The sequence below is a fragment of the Methanoculleus sp. 10 genome, from assembly GCF_913757945.1.
Lineage (GTDB): Archaea > Halobacteriota > Methanomicrobia > Methanomicrobiales > Methanoculleaceae > Methanoculleus.
In genome coordinates this window covers 26,484-46,417 of the sequence record NZ_CAJYDP010000003.1, presented here as the reverse complement: position 1 = coordinate 46,417, position 19,934 = coordinate 26,484, and the positions used below count along the sequence as shown (strand labels likewise).

Here is a 19,934-nt window from a genome sequence, read left to right as displayed (position 1 = left end):
TTTTTAGGGCAGGTTGCCATCCCCGCTGCACCCCCGCTGCCGCTCTTCGTTCATATCGATCAGGATCTCAAAGATGCTCCGGACGGCGACCGGGTCGATCCGGCTCTCGACGGCGTAGGTGAAGGCCCGGTCGAGGACTGCCTTCCGCTGCGGTCCGTCGCGGATGGGGAGGCCCTCCTCCTGCTTGAGGCGGGCGATCCGCGCTGCAAGCCTCTGCCGTTCTGCAATCAGATCGATGATCCTCTCATCGATCTCGCGGATCTCGTTCCTGACGGCATCAAGGGACATACTCCATGGTTGACCGCGACCGGGAAATAACCTTGCGGGTTTTCGCCGTCTTCCGGGGGGAAGCGAAGGATATTATCATGCCGGGACAAACCTGGTACCGGATGCTGGAACGAATACCGCCACGCGAGCGCCGGGATCTCCTGATCGCGTGGCTTGCCATCTCAATCGCCTTCACCCTGATCTACATCCGGGGAGGGGTTGACGTCGCCGGGCTCATCTTCTTCTTCGTGATGTCCCTTCTCACGGTAGGGGTCGCCTTCGTCCTCCACGAACTGGCGCACAAGTTCGCTGCCATGCGCTACGGCTACTGGGCGGAGTTCCAGAAGGATAACCAGATGCTCCTCGTCGCCGTGGTGATGGCGGCGCTCGTCGGGGTCGTCTTTGCGGCCCCGGGAGCGACCTACATCTATGGAAACGCGACACGGGCCGAGAACGGGCGAATATCGGCGGCGGGGCCGATCACGAACCTCCTCCTCTGTATCCCCTTCGCGGCCCTCATGCTCTTCGGCGGCGGGCTCATCGGCATCGTGGGCCTCGTCGGGCTCCGGGTCAACGCGATGATCGCGACCTTCAACATGCTCCCGATCAGCGTCCTCGACGGGCGCAAGGTCCTCGCCTGGAACCCGGCCGCGTTTGCGGCGCTCATGGCCGCGTCCGCCGGGGTCCTCGTCTGGTCGCTCCTGTGAGGGGCACGTTCCCCTTTTTTCAGGCTTTCTTTAGCGTTAACCGGAACGCCGCGCCGCACTCCGGGTGGCCCGGCACCCGGTCGTCGACCCGGACCCGGCCCCCGTAACGCTCAACAAGCATCCGGGTGATGGAGAGCCCGAGGCCCTGGCCGCTCTTCCGGTTCCTGTTCTTCCCGAACCGCGTGAATATGGTCTCTTTCATTCCGTCGGGGATCCCCGGGCCGGTATCTTCGATCGAGACCCGGACGTCGCCGCCGCTCTCCTCCACCCGGATGGCGACCTCGACCGCCGGTCCCCCGAACTTGACGGCGTTCCCGATGAGGTTCGTGAAGACCTCGGGGAGGAGGGGGTCGGCCATGACCGCGAGGTCTGTGCCGCTGTAGTGGATCCGGCTCCCGGAGAAGATCCTGAGTTCGTCCCGGATCACCCGGTCGAGGTCGACCGGCGCGAGCGTGGCTGACTCATGGTGGATCCGGCGGATCGTCGAGACGTTCCGTAAGATCCCGATGCTCTTTCGGATGCTGCTGCGGATCTTCTGCGCGTAATCCTTCGCATCACCCTCGAGCATATCGATGAGGATGTCGGCGTAGAGGCTTGAGATGTTCTCCGCGTTCCTGATGTCGTGGCTGAGGATATCGAGGTAGAGGTTTGCCTCCCGCTCGGCCGTCTCGAGCTGCCGGATCAGCAGTGTGCGCTCGATGGAACTCCCGACCGCCCTTCCGATGGCCGTGAGGAGGGAGCGGTCGGCGTCGGTGAACCGGTTCCTCTCCCCACAGATCACGTTCAGGGCCCCGATGACCTTCTCGTGCGCTACAATCGGGATGCTGGCGTACGGGTGCGGCGTTTCGCTCTCCTCTCCCGGGTAGCGGAGGTGCGGGTGGTCGTCGAAGAAGAGGGGCTCTCCCGCCACCAGAACTTCCGCGTACGGCGGGACCGTGATGTCCGGGATGCAAGGCTCGGGGGAAAAACCCTCCGGGAGATCCTGGACGCAGACAAGTCGTGCGCTCCGCCGTTCCGGCTCGATCAGGTAGATCCCACCGCCCTGGAGGTCGAGGAGAGCGAGGGTCGCCGCGAGCACCTCTTCCAATGTCTCATTGATATCCGTCGCAGACATCGATACGCCGATGATCTGGTTTAAGGCCGAGAGTTCTCGGTTATGGGCCTGGACCTCCGCCTCGGCCCGCTTCAGGTCGGTGATATCGGCAAGTGAAGCCGTCAGACAGATGGGAACCCCGACATCGCTCCTGACCAGGTTCCCGGAGAACCTGACGTAGAACTCCGTGCCGTCCCGGCGCCTGCCGATCCGCTTGTTTATGTACCTGCCGGTATCACGGAGTGTCTGGAGAGCATTCGCGGCCTCTTCTCTGTCCTGCCAGAACTCCATGACCGATCTTCCGAGAACCTCGGTGGCGGAGGTGCAGCCCCACATGGAGAGAAACGCCTGGTTGACGTAGGTCAGGCGTCCGTCGAGGCTCGCGATGGTGAACGCGCTGAGCGAGGACGCCATCGCCATATCCCGGATCCGGAGTTCCTGCTCGGCCTGCTTTCGTTTGGTGATATCGATTCCCGAGCCCATCACGCAGAGCGGCCTGCCCGACTCGTCGGTGACGACGGAGAGAGCAAGTTGCATGGGGAAGGTCGTCCCGTCACGTCGCCGGGCCTCCATCTCCCCGGACCAGGATCCGTTCCTGAGAACCTCTTCCCCGACCCATTTCGCCTTCTCCGGGTCGGCCAAGAACATCGAGGCGGGCTTCCCGACGGCCTCCTCCTCCCGCTCCCACCCGTGTACGGCGAGAGAGGCGCGGTTGACGTAGATGATCCTCCCATCGAGGTCGGCGAGGGTGATGGCGTCGAGTGACGACGCTATCGCCATATCCTTGATCCGGAGCTCGAGTTCTGCCCGCTTCTGCGCAGTAACGTCGCGGAGGGAGCAGAGCGTCCCGGCGCTCCTCCCATCTTCGCCGGTTAAGGCACTGATGGTCGCATCGATGAACATGGTTTCCCCGTCCTTCTTCCGGTGGAGGAGAACGCCGCGCCAGGTTCCAGATGACTGGAGGACTCTTTTCACCCTCTCTTCATCATCCGTATGCAGCCATTCGCAGGGGAAGAGTTCCGATTCCGGCCGACCGACAGCCTCGCTTAAAGGAACATCGAAGAGCCTTTCAGCGGCCCGGTTCATGTAGGTGATCCTCTGCCCGGTATCGAGCGCGGTCACGGCATCCTCCACCTGGTCGAGCACCAGGGCCTGGAACCGGAGCCGCCCTTCATCCCGCTTCCGGTCGGTGACGTCGCGGCTGATCCCGAGCAGGCTCCGGACGGTGCCGTCTCTTCCCGTCATCGGGATGAGGCGCGTCTCAAGCCAGGTACCGCCATCGTCTCCTGGCAGCAGGGTCTCCTCGGTAAAGAACTCCCCGGCCGACTCCGCCGCTTTCCGGAGCATCGCAAGCCACCGCTCCGCGATAGCAGGCGGGAAGAGGTCTCTGAGGTTCTTCCCCTTCAGTGCCTCCGGTTTCCTACCGAGCAGGCGACTACCGGCACTGTTTACGTAGAAGACGTCTCCCTTTGTGCCGACGAGAAAGATGATATCCGGCGCCGCCTCCGCAAGCGTCCGGTAGCGCTCTTCGCTCTCCCGGAGCGCCTCTTCCATGCGTCGCTTCTCGGTGATATCGATGGCGGTGGCCATGATGCAGACCGGGCTTCCAGATCTGTCGGTGACAACGTTCACGGTCACATGGGCGGAAAAAAGCGTCCCGTCGGCTCTCCGACCGACCAGTTCTCCGGTGCACCTGCCCCGCTCCGCGAGCGTCCGGAGAACCTCCTCGACCCGCCTGGGCTCGACCCAGAACTCCGCAATGTGCCGCCCGAGAACCTCGGTCGGGTCAGTGAGCCCGCCCATCTCGAGCAGGGCCCGGTTGGCATAGGTCAGGCGTCCGTCGAGATCGGCGACGGCGATGGCGGAGAGCGACGACTCCATCGCCATGTCCCGGATCAGGAGTTCTCTCTCCGCGGACTTCCGCTCCGTGATATCGGAATGCGTTCCTGCGATCCGGAGCGGCGTCCCATCCGTGTCCCGGCTGACCACCTTGAGCCGGTCCAGCACGTAGATCCATTCCCCGGATGCTGACCGGGCCCGGAACTCCATCTCGAAACGATCGCGCTCTCCGGTGGCCATGGCGGTGAGCGCCTCCTCCACACGATCGCGGTCCTCAGGATGGACAAGCGAGAGGAGCGAGGAGATCGTGGGCACGAACGCCCCCGGTTCGTAGCCGAGCATCGTGAAGCACCGCGGACTGTAAAAGATCGTCCCGGTGCCGACGTCCCAGTCGACCAGCCCATCGTTTGCCGCCGAAAGTGCGAGGATCAGCCGCTCCTCACTCTTCTGCAGCGCCTGCTCGGCACGCCTCCGCCCGGTCACGTCGAGGAGCGACATCACTGACCGGTTTGTCCCCGGGACCATGCCGATGGTGACCTCGACGGTATGGACGTTCCCGGACCGGTCGGCGAACGAGAAGGTGTAGTTCTTCGGTGCGGCCGCAGGGTCGCTCCGCCGGAGGGCGTGGTAACCGATAATCCGCCGGAGTTCGTCGGTGCGGGGAACGAAATCGGTCAGCCGTTTCACCCCGACGAGCTCATGGCGCCGGTACCCGGAGAGCCGCTCGAACTCGGTGTTCGCAACCGAGATGATGCCGTCGTCCTCGATGAGGATCGTCGCCGTCCCGGTGTACTCGACGATCTTCTCGTAGTCCCCGGCATCCGGGACATCCCGGAACCGCAGTAACCAGCCCTCGCCGGACGGCGCCTTCCGGCCTGAGCAGAGACACCGCCGCTCTTCCCCTTCCAGGTCCCGGATCCGGCACTCAAACTCGGGGATCTCACCACCATCCCCAAGTGCCGCAAGGATCCTCGCGACAAGATCCCCATCTCCCCCGAGCGCGCGGACGGCCTGCCTGAGTTCGCCTTCCGGAACCCCGAAGATACGGCGGAGGGCCGAGTTCGCCCAGATTACGTCGTGATCCTCATCGATCAGGAGATACCAGTCATCGAAACTGTCAAGTACCCGGTATTCCGGCGGCGCTTCGCAAAGGGTTCCAGGGGGCTTGATAGGAGTCACATACGTGCCCTTCTGTGGTCCTGAAAAATATCTCGCGGGTCTATACTGAAGAGAGTTCTCACCGAAATCTTATTAAAATACTTCGGTTGCAGGCCAAAAGGAAATGTTGGTGATCCGTACACCAGAGGCCGGGCCCGGATATGCCGCCGCAGAGCGGCCTGTGAGAAACGTTCTCCATCGCTGGGGGTCGTCCAGGACCCCCTTTTCTGGGAAGGCGCACCCGGGAGAGCCGTATTCACATTCCGACCCGGAGGATAGAACCAACCTTCGGATGCTCCGGGCCGGGTGCCTCACCGGTATCCGCCGGGGCGCGACCTCAGGTCTCCGTGTCTCCTCGCGCCTGCGTCTTCTGGAGGAGGGCGACCACTTCCCGCCCCTTCTCCCGCCCCTCAGCAAGTGCGGTGGGGTGCCCCGCAATCCCGCCGTAGCGGTCCAGGTCGTTTGCTATGACGTTGTCCCAGTACTCAAACCCGGTGGTGTTGAAGAAGGCGGTTATAGCGGGAAACGCAGCGTCGAAGACATTCTCCCACCCGAGCCCCGCGGTCGATACGAAGATCCCCTTATGGCGCCGGGTGTGCCCGGCGGTGAAGTAGAGGGTCTTCAGGATGAACTTGCGCGCCCAGATGTACTGGGCGCGGTCGATCAGTCCCTTCGTTTCGGCTGTGATCCCCATCGAGTAGATGGGTGATGCAATGACGAGGACGTCGGCGGCGGCGATCTTCTCGAAAACCGGGGTGAGGTCGTCCTGGATGACGCAGACCCCGGTCTGGTGGCAGGCGTTGCACCCCCGGCACGAGGCGTAGTCAAGCGACCGAAGGACGATCTTCTCGACCTCCGCTCCGGCCTCCCGGGCTCCCTCGAGCACGGCGTCGAGCAGGGTCTCGGTGTTCCCGTGCCGCCGGGGGCTCCCGGAGATCCCGAGGACTTTTACGGGCTCGGTCATATCGCCCGGACCTCCTGCAGGTGTGCGGCGACCTCTCCTGCCAGGGCCTCTGCGTCGACTCTCGCGGTGGGGTGGCGGGAGATCGCTCCCTTCTCGTCGACGCCGTTCACCATCAGGTACCTGATATCCCTATTTCTGACGTCGATGACGTTGAAGAAGCACTTCACCGACGGGATCGCCGCGTCGAAGACGTAGTCCCAGTTCTGCCCGGCGGTTGAGAGGAAGATCCCGACCCGCTTTCCCTTCCGCTCCGGCGGGACGACCGGGAGGCGGAGGACATACTTCCGGGAGCGGAAGACCTGCGTCCGGTCGACCAGCACCTTCGCCTGCGCTGCAAGCCCCATGCAGTAGATGGGGGACGCGAGGATGATGCAGTCGGCCGCGACGATCCGGTCGTGGATGTAGTCCATGTAGTCCCGCTGGACGCACCGGTTGAGCCTCTCGCAGACGTTGCACCCCCGGCAGGGCCGGATATCGACCTCCGGGACGACGATCTTCTCGACCGCCGCTCCTTCCCCCTTCATCGCATCGAGCACCCAGTCAAGCAGGGTCTCGGAGTTGCCGTGGCGGCGGGGCGAGGTCGCAAACGCGAGGACGTCAATGGTCATACAGGGAGTATTGTCCAGTCGGAGGCAAAAAAAGTGTCGGGTTTAGATTTTCTTGAAGCAGAGGTACCAGTCTTTGCACTCGTAGCCTTCCTTCATCCTCTTCTCGATCTCCTCGGGTGTCTTTGGCGCCGGGACGATGACCTTATCGCCGGGCTGCCAGTTCGCCGGTGTCGCGACGCCGTGCGCATCAGAGGTCTGGAGGGACTTCGTGAGCCTGAGGATCTCGGGCATGGAGCGGCCGTTGGACATCGGGTAGTAGAGCATGGCCCGCATGATGCCCTTATCGTCGATGAAGAAGACCGTCCGGATGGTGGACGTGTTGCTCTGCCCGGGGTGGATCATCCCGTAGCGCCGGGCGACCTTCATGTCGAGGTCGGCGATGACCGGGAACGGGACGTCGACGCCCATCTTCTCCTTGATGTTCCTGATCCACGCAAGGTGCGAGTGGACGCTGTCGATCGAGAGGCCGACGAGCTGGACGTTCAGTTTCGCGAGTTCGTCGGCGATCCCGGCAAACGCCATGAACTCCGTGGTGCAGACCGGCGTGAAGTCGGCCGGGTGGGAGAAGAGGATGACCCACTTCCCCTTGAGGTTCGAGAGTTTCAGGCGGCCGTGGGTGGTCAGCGCGTCAAACTCGGGTGCCGCTTCGCCGATAACCGGCATCCGAACTACTTCTTCGGGTTCCATGGCTTCACTTCCGCGGGCGGTTGCCCAGGTACTCCTCAAGAGCGGTCTTGCCGTGGACGTAGGCCGGCATCCCCGCGAGCAAGAACGCGACCCTGAGCCCCTCCTCGATCTCCTCCTTCGATACGCCGAGACTCCCGGCACCCGCCATCTGTGCGCGGACGGCGTGTCCGTCCCGGAGCGCGGCGGCGATCGCGATCGCGATGATCTTCTTCGTCTGTCTCGAGAGGGCGCCGTCGGCCCAGATCATCTGGTCGAGGCCCATAACCTTCCCGTAAAGGTCGGGGTCCGTTTCTTTGAGGTCTTTGAAGATCACGGGGACTTTCCCGATCTTCTCTTCCAGTTTCTTCTGTTCCTCTCCCATGCCCATCACTCTTCAAGCACCATCGGTTCGCCGCAGCAGACCAGTTCGCCGCCGCCGGCCTCCAGAACCTGGACAACGTTTCCGCAGATCTCGCAGCGATAGACCTCTCCCTTTGCTGATACGTTCACCATTCCTCTCACCTCGTACTACTCGGTCTTGGTCTTCCTCTCGGGGGGATGCATGACATCCTCCGGTGTTTTGATGTCCGGCCTGATGTGGGTCATCGGGAGGCAGTTGTACATCTCGCAGGCGCAGGTCGGGCACCTGACGAGATCCTCATCGGTGCTGCCGATCCGGACCTCTCTCCCGCAGTCAATGCAGATGAACCGTCCGGGGCCCGGCTTCTCTCCCGCTTTCGCAGTCTTTCTGGTTCCTGGTTCGGCCACAGGCACTCACCAGAGCGATCATATCGTTTCAAGGTATTTAGCAGTATCCTCCCCGGCAAGGCCGGCGCAGGCTCCCGGGTCCCGGAACGCCGCATCTTATTAATAGGGCCGTGTGCAACCCAGAATCATGCGAAAGAAGGTTATCGCTCTGCTCGGGAGCCCGCTCCTTCACGGGAACACCGCCCGCCTCCTCGATGAGGCCGTCCGGGGGGCGGAGGAGGCCGGGTGCGAGGTCGAGCGGATCGCGGTCGCGCACCTCGATATTGCGCCCTGCATGGAGATCTTCTACTGCCGGGAGAACGAGACCTGCCGGATCGAGGACGAAATGATCGGGATATACGAGAAGTTCCGGGAGATGGACGGCCTGATCATCGCCACCCCCGTGATGACGATGGGGATCCCCGGGAGACTCAAGTCGTTCATAGACCGGTTCCAGGTCTTCTACATGGCCAAATACCACCGCGGACAGTCCTTTGTCGCCCCCGGGCGGCGAAGAGAACGGAAGATGCTCTTCATATCGATCGCGGGGATGAACCTCCCGACCGTTTTCGAGGGTGCAAAGATGACCGCGAGAGCGTTTGGAGAGATCATCGACTGCCCCTACTGGGACGAGGTGCTCCGAAACGACATGGACACAATTCAGGATATCAGGACACGGCCGGAGGTGATGGAGGCGGCGTACCGGAAGGGCTATGAACTCGGGCGGCTCCTCTCCGGCGGCGCCCCCTCACGGTGAGTCGTCGGGCTCGATATGGACGACGACTTCGGCGAGCCCCGGCACCGTCTCTTTGAGCCTTCGTTCCACCTCCTCGGAGATCGCGTGGGCCCGGGTGATGGAGAGGGCCGGGTCGACGGTGATGTGAATGTCGGCAAAGATCTCGCCCGGCTTACCCCGGCACCGGAAGTCGTGGTACCCGGCCACCCCCGGGGTATCCATCACCACGGCGCGGACGAGCGCCGGGTCGCAGGGGAGGTTCATCGAGTCGGTGAGGACCTGTGCGGCATCATAGAGGATCCCGATACCCATCCTTGCGATGAGGAGGCCGATGGCAAACGCGATGATCGGGTCGGCCTCGGGGTAACCGAGCCTGACCGCGAGGAAACCCCCGAGGACGGCGACGGAGACGAAGATATCGCTTCTGGTGTGCAGGGAGTCGGCGATGAGGATCTGGCTCTGGTACTCCTCGCCCCGCCTCCGCTCGTAGGTGGAGACGGCGATATTGATGACGAGCGTCCCGACCATGACCCCGATGGTGACAGGCGTGATTGCGGGGGTGACGGGGGAGACGAGTCGCCGGTATCCCTCAAGGAAGATGCCGGCGGCGGTCAGGAGGAGCATCGCCCCGATGACGAGGGTCCCGAGGGTCTCGATCTTGCCGTGGCCGTACGGGTGCTCCGGGTCGGGGGGTTTCCCTGCAAGGTATATGGCAATGATGCCGACGATGTTTGAGAAGGAGTCGAACCCCGAGTGGAGGGCATCTGCCACCATGCTCACCGACCCGGCAATGATGCCGAAGGCCGCTTTCGCGACTGCAACGGCGAGGTTTAAGATGAGGACGATGATGAAGACCTGCTGTACCCGGTCACCCCGCATATACGGGACTGTGGTGCTCCAGCGGCATAGGGTTTCCGGGGTCACCAGGTGAAAGATATTTAATGGGGCACTTCTGAAACAATTAAGTTATGCCGACAGATGAGAACGCTCAGAACGCGTACGCCGGGGAGTCCCAGGCGAACCGGAAATACTCGGTCTTTGCCGAGAAAGCAGCCGCTGAGGGTTACCCGGTGGTCGGGAAACTCTTCCGGGCGGCAAGCGAGGCGGAAGCTATCCACGCAAAGCGTCTCCTCTTCATCAAAAACGCCGTCGGGAGCACCGAAGAGAACCTGAGAGGCGCAATCGAGGGGGAGAACTACGAGTTCACGACGATGTACCCCGCGTTTGTTGAAGAGGCGAAGAAGGAGCGGAAGAACGAGGCCGCGATCGTCTTCACCCACGCTATGCGCGCGGAAGAGGTGCACGCAAACCTCTACCTCCAGGCGCTTGAGGCTGTCCGGGAAGGAAAGGATATTGGCGTGGAGAAGATCTATCTCTGCCCGGTCTGCGGCAACATCGAGCTTGGAGCGGCACCGGAGAAGTGCCCCATCTGCGGGGTTCCGGACCGGATGTTCCGCGAAGTCCAATAATCCCTCTTTTTTCCGCCCTGCACCGCTCCGGCCGGATTTCCGGAGCTCGCCCGGCCCGACCTCCACAAGTTAAATAGGGCTCCCGGACAACCTTCCCTTTATGGCAGGTGTGAAGGTCTATACGACGGAGAACTGCCCCTACTGCCGGATGGTCCAGGCGTTTCTCCGGAAGTACGGTGTCGAATACACGACCGTCGACGTCGGGAGAGACCGTGAGGCGGCACGGGAGATGATCCGGGTCTCGGGGCAGCGGGGGGTGCCGGTCACGGTCTTCGGCGATGAGGTGATCGTCGGTTTCGATGCAAAGAGGCTCCGGGAACTCTTCGGGACGCCGGTGACGGACGGCGTCTATGACGTGGTCATCGTGGGAGCGGGGCCGGCGGGGCTGACGGCCGCGGTCTACTGTGCGAGAAAACTCATGAAGACCGTCGTCGTATCGGAGAATATCGGCGGCCAGGCAACCTGGAGCTGGGCGATCGAGAATTATATGGGGTTTCGGATGATCACGGGGGAGGACCTTATCGGGAAGTTCGAGGAGCAGGTCCGCGGGCTCGACGTCAGCCTCGAGCTTGACCGGGTCCAGAGTATCCGGAAAGAGGGCGATCTTTTCCTTGTCCGGACGGCCCCGGGGAACGCCTTCCGCTGCCGGACGGTCATCCTCGCCCCCGGGAAGCAGCCCCGGACCCTGGGGCTCCCGGGTGAGGACCGGTTGATCGGGAGAGGCATCTCCGTCTGTTCGACCTGCGACGGCCCGCTCTTCCGTGACCGGCCGGTCGCCATCGTCGGCGGGGGGAATGCGGCGATCCAGACATCCATCGAGATGGCAAAGATCGCAAGTTCCGTGGCCCTGATCGTCAGGGGCGCTCTTCGGTGCGACGAGATCTACATCAACCGGGCAGAGGAGACGGGTGTGCAGGTCTTTCTCCATCACGAGGTGGCGGAACTCCACGGCGATGCGGCCCTGACCGGGGTCACGATCCGCGACCGCGAGACCGGGAAGGAGACGACTCTCGATGTGGAGGGACTCTTCCTCGAGATCGGGCTTGTCCCGAATACGGGGTTCCTCGGGGACCTGGTGGCGCTGAACGAGCGGGGCGAGATCCTCATCGACGAGAACAACCACACGGGCGTCGACGGGGTCTTTGCGGCCGGCGACGCGACCTGCATCAAGGGCAAGCAGATCATCATCGCCGCAGGCGAGGGAGCGAAGGCGGCGCTCGCGGCGCATGAGTACCTCCTCGGGAAGGGGCTCCCCTGCGCCTCCACACCGCCGGACTTATGAGTGGATACGCCGACATGATGGAGAGAACGTATGGTGCTCGAGGAGATGCTTATCATCCGCGGCCCTATCGATACCCCGGAGATTGCGCGTGCCTTCAGGGAGGCTGGTATGCCGGCACGCATCACGCAGACTGTTGCTCTGGAGGGTCGGGTTGCTGCAAAAGGGACGATCGGGGCCGTTAAGGCGCTGCTGAGGGAAGAGGTTTCACGAATCGAGAAACTCCGCGAAGAGTTCATAATTGAGGAGGGTGGTGAAGAGACCGACACCGAGGAGGATGAAGATGCCGGGCCCGGGCCGCTGTACGATCCCTTCCTCGATATGGTGGAGCGTATTGCAGGAGATATCACCGAGTTCATGGAAAGGTACCAGCCCGGGGATGTTGTCCCCATGAAAGACCTCAAAGAGTGGATGGTGCCGTCCGCCGGGGTCGCCCCGGGAGAGGAACCACCGGATGCCTCGGGGTCCGCGTTGCACAGAATGATGGCACTCTCCACGATGGACGAGAACGGCCTGATCAAGGCTGAGGGTGAGGCAGTGGTCGTGCAGGGTCGTATGAACCTGGAGGATATCGTCATCACCCTTCCGGGTGCTGCTATCGAGGACATCGACCCGGAAGTTCTCAACGAACACGGTGTCCTGGTGGAGATGACCGTCATCCCGGTTCCCGAATACCTGCTGGAGTTCGGTCCTGAGGCTATCCTCGAGGGGGATCTCGATAAGCTCGGCGAGATTGCCGATGACCTTGAGATCGATGAGGAGGAGTACGAGTCGTTCCGGGCGGGCGTCTCCTTAAAGAGGGTCGCCATCGGGAGAACGCTGGAGATCCTCGAAGAACGTGGAACGTTGACGCCGGTGGAGGTTGCAGAGGCCCTCGGGAGCAGCGCAGTGGAGAGCGCTGGAGAAGGCTGGAAGATCGTGCTGGAACTCACCCCCGAGTTCGTGAAAGGGCTCCTCAACGATCTCAAGAAGGTCGGGCTGGTGCGCAGGAAGGGTGAAAAGTTCCGCGCGATCTAGACCCGGATCCCTTCGGCCAGCGCCTGGAGGATGAAGGTGCTCCCGCTCCGGACCAGTTCGGCGAACTCTTCGTCGGTGTAGCAGAGCGGCTCGACCGGAAGATCGGTAAGATCGAGGATGGCCGCCGCCCGCTTGTGGTGCCGCTCGCGGAAGTCCCCGACGACGATCAGGTCAACGTCACTCCCCTCGTGGAAGTCCCCGCGGGCGAACGACCCGAAGAGGATGATGGTGCTCGTGCGTCGGCGGGACCGGATCTCGCGGGCGAGGTCCCGGACCTGCTCGCTCACCCGGAGAGCGATCGCCTCGCGGCACTGCAGATCGAATCCGCATGCTCGATGCACTCTTCGGCATCCTCCCGGTCGTAGTATTCAGACGGCGTCAGGTTCCCCACGATGCTGTCCGGCGAACGGTATCATGATGTAAGCGCTGTCGAGCACCTTGGCCTCGTTCTTCAGCGCCAGAAACGAGGGTTCGGAGACACCGGCCTCCCGGATCAGTTCAGAGACCGAGTGTGTCAGGATCCTCCGGAATCCCCGTGCGTATAACAGGGCCTTCAGGGCTTTTTCTGCGCTCTGCTGCGCCTGGATGCATGCCCATTCAAAATCCCCCGACCGGCAACTGTTTCTTGCACTGACGAGATCCCTCTCTCCCTGCCGCAGCCACCGCTCTGCCTCCCGCATGTTTGCATCCATGGTAACTGTCCGACGGCTACCAGTTGTCGCTTCCGGGATATAAGCGCGCCGTGGCTCTCCCCAGGTCTTTGTGGGTAGGGCCATCCCCTCCAGGCAGCACAAGGTCTTTATCTCTCCAGAGAGAGGATTCCCTGCCATGGTATGGTCGGAAAGACTCGTGGTGCTTCTTCCCCGGGAGGCGGGCCGGTGATCGAGGAGCGGCTCCGGGCAAGGACGAACGGGGTGCTTGTGCGGACCGCCTCCCTCGTCGCCCGAACCGGGGTGACCCCGAACACCCTCACCCTGCTCGGGTTTGCCGGGATGGCGGTTGCCGGGGTCCTCTGCGCCGCCGGTTCGTTCTTCTCCGCCGGGCTCGTTGTCGCGGCATCGTGTACCTTCGACGCGCTCGACGGAGCGCTTGCCCGGGCGAGCGGTGCCGCATCGGTCTTCGGGGCGTTCCTCGACTCGTTTCTGGACCGCTACGCGGAGGCAGCGGTCTACGCCGGGCTGCTCGTCCACTACGCGTGGGCCGCAGCGCCCTGGGGCGTCGTTGCTGCGTTTGCGGCCGCGATCGGGTCGCTGATGGTCAGTTACGCCCGGGCCAGGGCCGGGGGTCTCGGGATCGAGTGCCGGGCCGGCCTCTTCGCCCGGCCGGAGCGGCTCGCGGTCATCATCGCCGGGCTGGTCACCGGGTTCGTCTTCCCGGCGCTCGTCATCCTTGCGGTCGCCACGAACGCCACCGCCGTCCGGCGGCTCTTCCACGTCCGGCTCCTTGCGGAGTTGCCGCCGGGGTGATCCCGGGTCACCCCTGTCCCGGCCGCACCTCGACCGTCCGGTTGAACGGGACCTCGAACGTCGCGATGCCGTAGTCGAGCGTCCCGGAGCCGTCGACCCGGAGCATGATCGTCCCGTCCTGCAGGGTACGCAGGAGCGCCTGCACGAGCGGCGGATTATCGACGGTCACCGGGATGGCGACGGTGGTCTCGCCGTCGGGCCGGATCCGGATCCCTTCCTGCTCCCCGTGCGCGAGGTAGACCGCCCGCCCGTCATCGAGGAAGAAAACGTCGAACGAGACCCGGGCCAGGGTGGCGCCGATGGGGTTTGGGTTGTCGACGATGAGCCGGAGCGTGAGATTGGTGCTCCCCCACGTGATCTTCTCGACCTCGACCCCGCCGACGGCGACGGTCGGCTCCTTGAGCGGAGGGGCCGCACAGCCGGCAGCACTGCAGAGCAGAACAACCATGAGGAGGATGGCAGCGGGACGCCACATGGGTCCCCGGTGCATCCTCCCGGAATATAGACCTAACCCCCCTCGTAGGAGAGCACCGGCTCGACGGGGACGTAGTTCCTGACGATGATGTTGTCGGCGTAGAAGTGGTGCGGGTCGCCTGACCCCCAGGCGGAAGACCCGATCAGCGCAACGTCGGTGAAGACCATCAGGGGGTCGTCGGCGAACCGCAGGGTCATGTTCCCCGGGTATCCATTCGTATCACTCGTTCCGGGGGCCAGGGTCCATTATACGCCCCACCTCTATAGCATATCGGCCGCCGCACCCCAATGCTGATGTTCCCCCGGGAAGCACGGTATAAGGTTATTGCCGTGAACGACGCCATCGTGATCATCGGGGGAGGTCCCGCAGGGCTCTTCTGCGCCCTGCAGGCAGCGGGAAAAGGACGGGCCGTGGTCCTCTTTGAGAAGAAACCCGCACCGGCGCGAAAACTCCTGGTTGCAGGCTCGGGACAGTGCAACATCACCCACGACGGGGAGATCGCCGGTTTCTTCTCCCGTTACGGCGACCACGGGGCGTTCCTCCGCCCCGCGCTCCTGAACTTTACGAACCGGGATCTTATCGCCTTCTTTGCCGACAGGGGTCTTTTGATGCAGGCCGAACCCGGGGGGAAGGTCTTCCCCGAGACCCGGCGGTCCGCCGACGTTCTTGCCGTCCTCCTCGCGGAGTGCTCCGCCCGCGGGGTGGCTATCCGGTGCAACGAGCCGGTCCTCGCCGTGGAGCGGGACGGGGACGGGTTCCTCATCCGGACAGGGAAGGCTGTCGTCCGGGCCGGCGTCCTCGTCATCGCCACCGGGGGTGCCTCCTACCCGGCCACCGGCTCGACCGGGGACGGTTATGCCTTCGCCCGGGCCCTCGGGCAGCCCGTCACAGAGGTTGCCCCGGCGCTCACCCCGGTCTATGTCGAGGACTACCCGTTCACCGACCTTGCCGGGATATCCTTCGAGAACATCACCATCGCCGTCTACCGGGGCGGAAGAGTGGTCCGCCGGCATACCGGCGACGTCCTGCTGACGCATACCGGCCTCTCCGGCCCGGGTATACTCGACCTCTCCCGCTTCATCCTCCCGGGCGACGTGCTCCGGGTCACGTTCCTTGATGGTGCGAACGCGGAAGCGGTGCGAAAGAGGGTCGCCGGTGCCGTCATGGAGGGCGGTGCGCGGCAGGCAAAGACCGCCCTCTGCGACCTCGCCCTCCCGGAACGGTTCGTCCGGCGGCTGCTCGATCTTGCCGGGGTCCCTGCGGGAGCGACCTGCGCCCACCTCCAAAAGAAGGCCCGGGACGCGCTTGTCGCGTCCGTCGCGGAGTTCCCATTCACCGTGGCGAGGCTCGGGGGATTTTCTCTGGCGATGGCGACGCGGGGCGGGGTCGCCCTCGACGGGATCGACCATAAGACGATGGCCTCACGGATCGTGCAAAACCTCTACTGCATCGGCGAGGTGCTCGATATCGACGGCGACACCGGGGGCTACAACCTGCAGGCGACGTTCTCCACTGCAGCTCTCGCCGCCCGGGATATCACCGGGCTCCCCACCTCCCGGTGACCCCGCCGCTACCCGGAAACTGAACCTCTTTTCCCTCCGGCTCAAGGCCCCGGAACCCCATAACCCCCCTTCCTGTACGGTCGGTATATCCCCGGGGCGCGCTGTATCCGTTCCCGGCCCATCTACGGTCGTGATAGTTATATTGAAGATGCCAGATACCTGGTTTCAAATAGAAATGATATTATATTATCAATCATATTAAAGCATATTGAGAGAATAACGTGGTTTGGAGTATTCTTCAGGCTATCCTTCTCCTCTCCGTCCTCATCCCGCAGGGGCACCTGGTCTGCGACGGCGGATGGGGTGACCCCGGGAGCGGCGCCCCTGGACCGGTCTTTACCGATGATTGGGCCTGGTTCCCTGTACCGGAAGAGGACCTCGCCCCGGGGAGTACAGATCCTTCCTGCAACGGATTCATTGAGCGGGTGGACCGGGCGACGTTTGCCCGTGTCGACGGCATCCCCCGTCTCTTCCCGGTGGGCCTTAACGCGACCCTCGCCCACAGGAAGGGCGACTGCACCGACCTTGCGCTCCTCAGGGCGGAGATCCTCCGCCGGAACGGGATCCCCGCCCGGCCGGTCCACGGGTTCATGGTCTGGGATGCAGAGACGTTCCGGACCGACGCACTCCACGTGGAGGTCTTCGGGCGGGGCATCGCCGTCCACGACTGGGTCGAACTTGGCGACGGCCAGACGATGGGTGCCTACGAAGGGGTTCCGGGGATCCGGTGCGTGAAGACCGGGAACGGGGTCTGCTTCCAGCCAGTCTTCGAAGCGCTGGGCTATATCTGAGCGGCGACACCCCCCGGGGAAGGTTCAATACCCGGGGCGTCAAACGGGCAGTATGAGCTTGTTTACAGCGCTCCTTGCCCTGATCCTGGTTGCCGTTGTCGCGTTCGTCCTCTACAAAGTGGTCAAAAGCGTCGCCGGGCTCATCATCAACGCCGTCGTGGGCGTGATCCTGCTCTGGCTCATCGACGTCCTCGACCTGATGAGCCTCGTCGGCCGGCCCGACATCCCCATCAACCTGATCACCGTCCTCATCTGCGCGATCGGCGGGATCTTCGGTGTGCTGGTCACGGTGGTGCTGCACCTCCTCGGGGTCCCGCTGACGCTGTGAGGGGCGGAGAGCCGCCTACGCGGCCGGCGCGGGGGCCTCTGCGATCGTCCGGGCGAGCCTCTCGATCGCCGGGCCGAACTGCCCGGCATCGACCTCGCTCTCGAGCGTGGTTGCCGACGAGACGAACCGCATCCCCTTCGCTTCGAGGCTCTTCCTCACGATCGCAACCGCTTTCTCCGCCCCCGAACCCCCCATCTCCACGAGGACCGAGAAGGGTTTTCCCGAAGCTCCGGAGACCTGGGAGAGGTACTCGTTGACGTAGGGCGGAACCTTCTGCGACCAGACCGGGGTTGCGACGACCAGGAAGTCGACACCGGTAAGGTCCGCCTGCACCGGGCGGATCGCTGCCCGCATGCCGAACGCCGCCATCATGCCCTTCCTGAACATCCCCACCTCCGAAACCGGTTCGATCTTCTCAAGCCTGCCGCCGACCCGCTCGGCGAGCGCCGCCGCCACTTTCTCGGTATGCCCCTGCCAGGAGTAGTACACGATGAGGATCACCACCATCACCCGGCAGGCATACAGGCTCATCTTATATATACGTGACAGGGCCGGGACCGCGAAGACCGCCGGGGTGCCGGGTATCGCCCGCCGCGCGGAACCCTCATATCTTCGCCGCCCATAACCTCAGGGTATGCAGGAGTACGGTCCCGGTATCGTCGGCGAGGTCCGATTTGCCCGCCAGGACGGCGGCTACTATGTGCAGCTCTACGACCGGGAAGGAACACCCGTCGGCAGGACGGGGCTCTGGAGGACCGAGGCGAAGGCAAAAGAGGCGGCCCGAAAGCTCGCCGTGAAGATGGGCGGGGAGTGACCCCTCACGGTGTTTGGGGGTGCGCCTCCGCGTAGCGGACGAGGCCGGCGATGCACCGGTTGTGCGGTGTCTCAATGCCGTGGCGCTCCCCGAGGCGTGCGACGTACCCGTTGAGGAGATCGATCTCCGTCCGGCGCCCCCGCCGGAGGTCGTAGTACATGGAGGGGTAGACCGCGGCGAAGTCGGGCACCTGCACCCCAAAGAGGTGGGCAAGGTAATCGTCGGCGGTCGCCCAGGGGAGCCGGACCCCTTCGGCGCCGGCGACGGCGAAGGTCTCGCGGATGAGCCCGGAAACGGTCTCCCTGACGTTTTCGTCGGCGGCGGCGCCGACCGGGGCCGCGAGGAGGGCGCAGATCGGGTTCACCGCGATGTTGAGGAGCGCCTTCGTCCACTTTCCCGAGCGGATATCGTCGTCCGCCTCGACCGGGATGCCGGCGGACCTGATGACGCCGATGAGCCCGTCAAGGGCCGCGGCAGCGCCGCCGTCACCGGACCAGACCCCGAAGCGCATCGGGGCGCTCTCGCTTGAGACCCGGACGTGTCCCGGGCCCACGACCGAGAAGTTCGTCGTCACGGTCCCGCCGATGACGATATCGGTGTAGCGGGCGATGATATCCTCGTTTCCTATGCCGTTCTGGAGGCTCGCCACCGGGCGGTCCCGGAGCAGCCCGGCATACTCCTCGCAGATCGCCCGGCTGTCGGTGCCCTTCGCGGTGATGATGACGAAGTCGACCCCGGGCGGGACCTCTTTTGGCCCCGTGACAGGAGTGATCCCGTCGACGGTTCCGGTCCCCCAGATCCCCTCCATGATAAGGCCCCGCTCAAGGATCGCATCGGCGTGCGCCGGCCGGCAGGCCGCATAGACCGTCGCCGCCCCGCGGAGCCTTCCGGCGAGCGAGAGGCCGACGGCCCCTGCGCCGAGGATCAGGACGGCCGGGCGTTGTAACGCTTCCATCTTCTCGTAGTCCCCGTTGGGCGCGGGAGAAGATAAGGGTGCGGCCCCCCCGGACCGTCGTCGATCGTCCAGTTCCGGGCCATCTCGATCACGCAGTGAGCGGCGCCTCCGGGAAATGCGGTAGCGAACGCTTTTCCTCTCCGGCGCACAGACGGATCATCAATGAAGCACGTCACGAAGGCCGACGGCAGCCTGCAGCCCTTCGACCCCGGGAAGGTGCGGCGGACGCTCCGGAACCTCGGGCTCGGGGCGGAGGATGCCGACAGGGTCGCCGACGAGATCGAGGAGTCGGTGCCCGACGGGGTGAAGACGGCCGCAGTCCTCCGGATGATCCGCGCCCGGGCCCGGACCGTCCGCCCCGCCGTCCGCCACCGGACGGATCTCCGGAGAGCGCTCGCCCTTCTCCGCCCGAAACCCGATTTCGAGGAGTTCGTGCGGGTTCTCCTCCGGGAGCACGGCTACCGGGTCCAGGCCGGGTGCGTCCTTGCCGGGCGGTGCGGGGAGCACGAGGTGGACGCCGTCGCCAGTAAGGACGGCGCAACCATATTTGTCGAGGTGAAGCACCACGCGAGCCACCACCGGATGACTGGCCTCGACGAAGGACGGATCGCCCGGGCGATCGTCGAGGACCTCCAGGAGGGGTTCCGGTCCGGGCGGTGTACCGTCTCGATCGACGGCGCCCTGATCGTCTGCAACACCAAACTCTCGGAGCACGCAAAGCGCTACGCGGCCTGCCGGGGGATCGGGCATATCGGATGGGACTACCCGGCGGAACAGAACCTCCGGGCGATGATCGAGGAGACGCAGTCTTACCCGGTCACCATTGTCAGCGGGGTGGGGCCGTCGGTCTCCGCAAGGCTCGCGGCTGCCGGGGTCCTCATGGCAAAAGAAGTCGCCTACGGCGACGCCACAGCCATCGCCCGCGATACGGGTCTCTCCCTTCCGGAAGTGCTGGTGATCGCCGGGCGGGCACGCGCGATCCTCGAACCGTGA

Annotated in this window: 26 protein-coding genes; 11 read left to right on the top strand and 15 right to left on the bottom strand. The window is 64.2% G+C overall.

Features of this window, described 5'->3' with window-relative positions:
* Positions 1-3 precede the first annotated feature (3 nt).
* On the bottom strand, positions 4-288 hold the full coding sequence (locus QZ408_RS03660; RefSeq protein WP_292489841.1) for a chorismate mutase: 285 nt from the start codon (positions 286-288) through the stop codon (positions 4-6).
* 101 nt (positions 289-389) lie between these two features.
* Between QZ408_RS03660 and QZ408_RS03655 the strand changes: the two genes are divergently transcribed.
* Positions 390-974 (top strand): site-2 protease family protein, encoded by a 585-nt coding sequence (locus tag QZ408_RS03655; RefSeq protein WP_292490153.1) that lies wholly within the window; start codon positions 390-392, stop codon positions 972-974.
* Positions 975-993: 19 nt separating this feature from the next.
* Here QZ408_RS03655 and QZ408_RS03650 read toward each other — a convergent pair whose 3' ends face one another.
* The 7 genes from QZ408_RS03650 to QZ408_RS03620 form a co-directional block, all read right to left on the bottom strand.
* The gene (locus QZ408_RS03650; protein WP_292489840.1) at positions 994-5,085 is read right to left on the bottom strand and encodes a PAS domain S-box protein; all 4,092 of its coding nucleotides are present in this window, start codon (positions 5,083-5,085) and stop codon (positions 994-996) included.
* A 316-nt stretch (positions 5,086-5,401) separates the two neighbouring features.
* Positions 5,402-6,028 (bottom strand): flavodoxin family protein, encoded by a 627-nt coding sequence (locus QZ408_RS03645; protein WP_292489839.1) that lies wholly within the window; start codon positions 6,026-6,028, stop codon positions 5,402-5,404.
* The gene (locus QZ408_RS03640) at positions 6,025-6,636 is read right to left on the bottom strand and encodes an NAD(P)H-dependent oxidoreductase (RefSeq protein ID WP_292489838.1); all 612 of its coding nucleotides are present in this window, start codon (positions 6,634-6,636) and stop codon (positions 6,025-6,027) included. Before QZ408_RS03640 ends, QZ408_RS03645 begins: the two co-directional genes overlap by 4 nt.
* Before the next feature lie 42 nt (positions 6,637-6,678).
* The gene (locus tag QZ408_RS03635; RefSeq protein WP_292489837.1) at positions 6,679-7,323 is read right to left on the bottom strand and encodes a peroxiredoxin; all 645 of its coding nucleotides are present in this window, start codon (positions 7,321-7,323) and stop codon (positions 6,679-6,681) included.
* Between the two features lie 4 nt (positions 7,324-7,327).
* The gene (locus QZ408_RS03630) at positions 7,328-7,684 is read right to left on the bottom strand and encodes a carboxymuconolactone decarboxylase family protein (protein WP_292489836.1); all 357 of its coding nucleotides are present in this window, start codon (positions 7,682-7,684) and stop codon (positions 7,328-7,330) included.
* A gap of 5 nt (positions 7,685-7,689) precedes the next feature.
* Complete coding sequence (locus QZ408_RS03625) at positions 7,690-7,815, bottom strand: desulfoferrodoxin FeS4 iron-binding domain-containing protein (protein WP_292489835.1); 126 nt, start codon at positions 7,813-7,815, stop codon at positions 7,690-7,692.
* A 15-nt stretch (positions 7,816-7,830) separates the two neighbouring features.
* Entirely contained in the window at positions 7,831-8,070 is a 240-nt protein-coding gene (locus QZ408_RS03620) for a hypothetical protein (RefSeq protein WP_292489834.1), read from the bottom strand.
* Positions 8,071-8,197: 127 nt separating this feature from the next.
* On the opposite strand from QZ408_RS03620, the gene QZ408_RS03615 reads away from it, so the two are divergent.
* Complete coding sequence (locus QZ408_RS03615) at positions 8,198-8,806, top strand: flavodoxin family protein (protein WP_292489833.1); 609 nt, start codon at positions 8,198-8,200, stop codon at positions 8,804-8,806.
* On the opposite strand, the gene QZ408_RS03610 is transcribed toward QZ408_RS03615, so the two are convergent.
* Positions 8,798-9,664 carry a cation diffusion facilitator family transporter gene (locus tag QZ408_RS03610; protein WP_292489832.1) on the bottom strand — a complete coding sequence of 289 codons (867 nt, stop codon included), beginning with the start codon at positions 9,662-9,664 and terminating at the stop codon, positions 8,798-8,800. The two genes, QZ408_RS03615 and QZ408_RS03610, sit on opposite strands and share 9 nt — an antisense overlap.
* An 89-nt stretch (positions 9,665-9,753) precedes the next feature.
* On the opposite strand from QZ408_RS03610, the gene QZ408_RS03605 reads away from it, so the two are divergent.
* The 3 genes from QZ408_RS03605 (at position 9,754) to QZ408_RS03595 (ending at position 12,550) form a co-directional block, all read left to right on the top strand.
* Complete coding sequence (locus QZ408_RS03605; protein ID WP_292489831.1) at positions 9,754-10,254, top strand: rubrerythrin family protein; 501 nt, start codon at positions 9,754-9,756, stop codon at positions 10,252-10,254.
* 100 nt (positions 10,255-10,354) lie between these two features.
* Positions 10,355-11,536, top strand: a complete 1,182-nt coding sequence (locus QZ408_RS03600) for an FAD-dependent oxidoreductase (protein WP_292489830.1) — start codon at positions 10,355-10,357, stop codon at positions 11,534-11,536.
* A 30-nt stretch (positions 11,537-11,566) separates the two neighbouring features.
* Positions 11,567-12,550, top strand: a complete 984-nt coding sequence (locus QZ408_RS03595) for a hypothetical protein (RefSeq protein ID WP_292489829.1) — start codon at positions 11,567-11,569, stop codon at positions 12,548-12,550.
* Here QZ408_RS03595 and QZ408_RS03590 read toward each other — a convergent pair.
* Positions 12,547-12,891 (bottom strand): nucleotidyltransferase domain-containing protein, encoded by a 345-nt coding sequence (locus QZ408_RS03590; RefSeq protein ID WP_292489828.1) that lies wholly within the window; start codon positions 12,889-12,891, stop codon positions 12,547-12,549. The two genes, QZ408_RS03595 and QZ408_RS03590, sit on opposite strands and share 4 nt — an antisense overlap.
* A 27-nt stretch (positions 12,892-12,918) precedes the next feature.
* Positions 12,919-13,242, bottom strand: coding sequence for a HEPN domain-containing protein (locus QZ408_RS03585; protein ID WP_292489827.1), 324 nt, complete (start codon positions 13,240-13,242; stop codon positions 12,919-12,921).
* A 141-nt stretch (positions 13,243-13,383) separates the two neighbouring features.
* On the opposite strand from QZ408_RS03585, the gene QZ408_RS03580 reads away from it, so the two are divergent.
* Complete coding sequence (locus QZ408_RS03580; RefSeq protein ID WP_292489826.1) at positions 13,384-14,016, top strand: CDP-alcohol phosphatidyltransferase family protein; 633 nt, start codon at positions 13,384-13,386, stop codon at positions 14,014-14,016.
* A 7-nt stretch (positions 14,017-14,023) separates the two neighbouring features.
* Here the strand turns inward: QZ408_RS03580 and QZ408_RS03575 are convergent, their stop codons facing one another.
* Positions 14,024-14,491 (bottom strand): LEA type 2 family protein, encoded by a 468-nt coding sequence (locus QZ408_RS03575; protein WP_292489825.1) that lies wholly within the window; start codon positions 14,489-14,491, stop codon positions 14,024-14,026.
* 32 nt (positions 14,492-14,523) lie between these two features.
* Entirely contained in the window at positions 14,524-14,688 is a 165-nt protein-coding gene (locus tag QZ408_RS03570) for a hypothetical protein (protein WP_292489824.1), read from the bottom strand.
* 96 nt (positions 14,689-14,784) lie between these two features.
* Between QZ408_RS03570 and QZ408_RS03565 the strand changes: the two genes are divergently transcribed.
* From QZ408_RS03565 to QZ408_RS03555, 3 genes are all read left to right on the top strand, one after another.
* Entirely contained in the window at positions 14,785-16,053 is a 1,269-nt protein-coding gene (locus tag QZ408_RS03565) for an NAD(P)/FAD-dependent oxidoreductase (RefSeq protein WP_292489823.1), read from the top strand.
* A 221-nt stretch (positions 16,054-16,274) separates the two neighbouring features.
* Complete coding sequence (locus QZ408_RS03560) at positions 16,275-16,844, top strand: transglutaminase-like domain-containing protein (protein ID WP_292489822.1); 570 nt, start codon at positions 16,275-16,277, stop codon at positions 16,842-16,844.
* A 52-nt stretch (positions 16,845-16,896) separates the two neighbouring features.
* Positions 16,897-17,172 carry a pro-sigmaK processing inhibitor BofA family protein gene (locus QZ408_RS03555; RefSeq protein WP_292489821.1) on the top strand — a complete coding sequence of 92 codons (276 nt, stop codon included), beginning with the start codon at positions 16,897-16,899 and terminating at the stop codon, positions 17,170-17,172.
* A gap of 15 nt (positions 17,173-17,187) precedes the next feature.
* On the opposite strand, the gene QZ408_RS03550 is transcribed toward QZ408_RS03555, so the two are convergent.
* On the bottom strand, positions 17,188-17,703 hold the full coding sequence (locus QZ408_RS03550; protein ID WP_292489820.1) for an NAD(P)H-dependent oxidoreductase: 516 nt from the start codon (positions 17,701-17,703) through the stop codon (positions 17,188-17,190).
* Between the two features lie 103 nt (positions 17,704-17,806).
* Here QZ408_RS03550 and QZ408_RS03545 point away from each other — a divergent pair, with 103 nt between their 5' ends.
* Positions 17,807-17,986 carry a hypothetical protein gene (locus tag QZ408_RS03545; protein WP_292489819.1) on the top strand — a complete coding sequence of 60 codons (180 nt, stop codon included), beginning with the start codon at positions 17,807-17,809 and terminating at the stop codon, positions 17,984-17,986.
* A gap of 4 nt (positions 17,987-17,990) precedes the next feature.
* On the opposite strand, the gene QZ408_RS03540 is transcribed toward QZ408_RS03545, so the two are convergent.
* Positions 17,991-18,941 carry a 2-dehydropantoate 2-reductase gene (locus QZ408_RS03540; protein WP_292489817.1) on the bottom strand — a complete coding sequence of 317 codons (951 nt, stop codon included), beginning with the start codon at positions 18,939-18,941 and terminating at the stop codon, positions 17,991-17,993.
* A 162-nt stretch (positions 18,942-19,103) separates the two neighbouring features.
* Here QZ408_RS03540 and QZ408_RS03535 point away from each other — a divergent pair, with 162 nt between their 5' ends.
* Positions 19,104-19,934 carry a restriction endonuclease gene (locus QZ408_RS03535; RefSeq protein WP_292489816.1) on the top strand — a complete coding sequence of 277 codons (831 nt, stop codon included), beginning with the start codon at positions 19,104-19,106 and terminating at the stop codon, positions 19,932-19,934.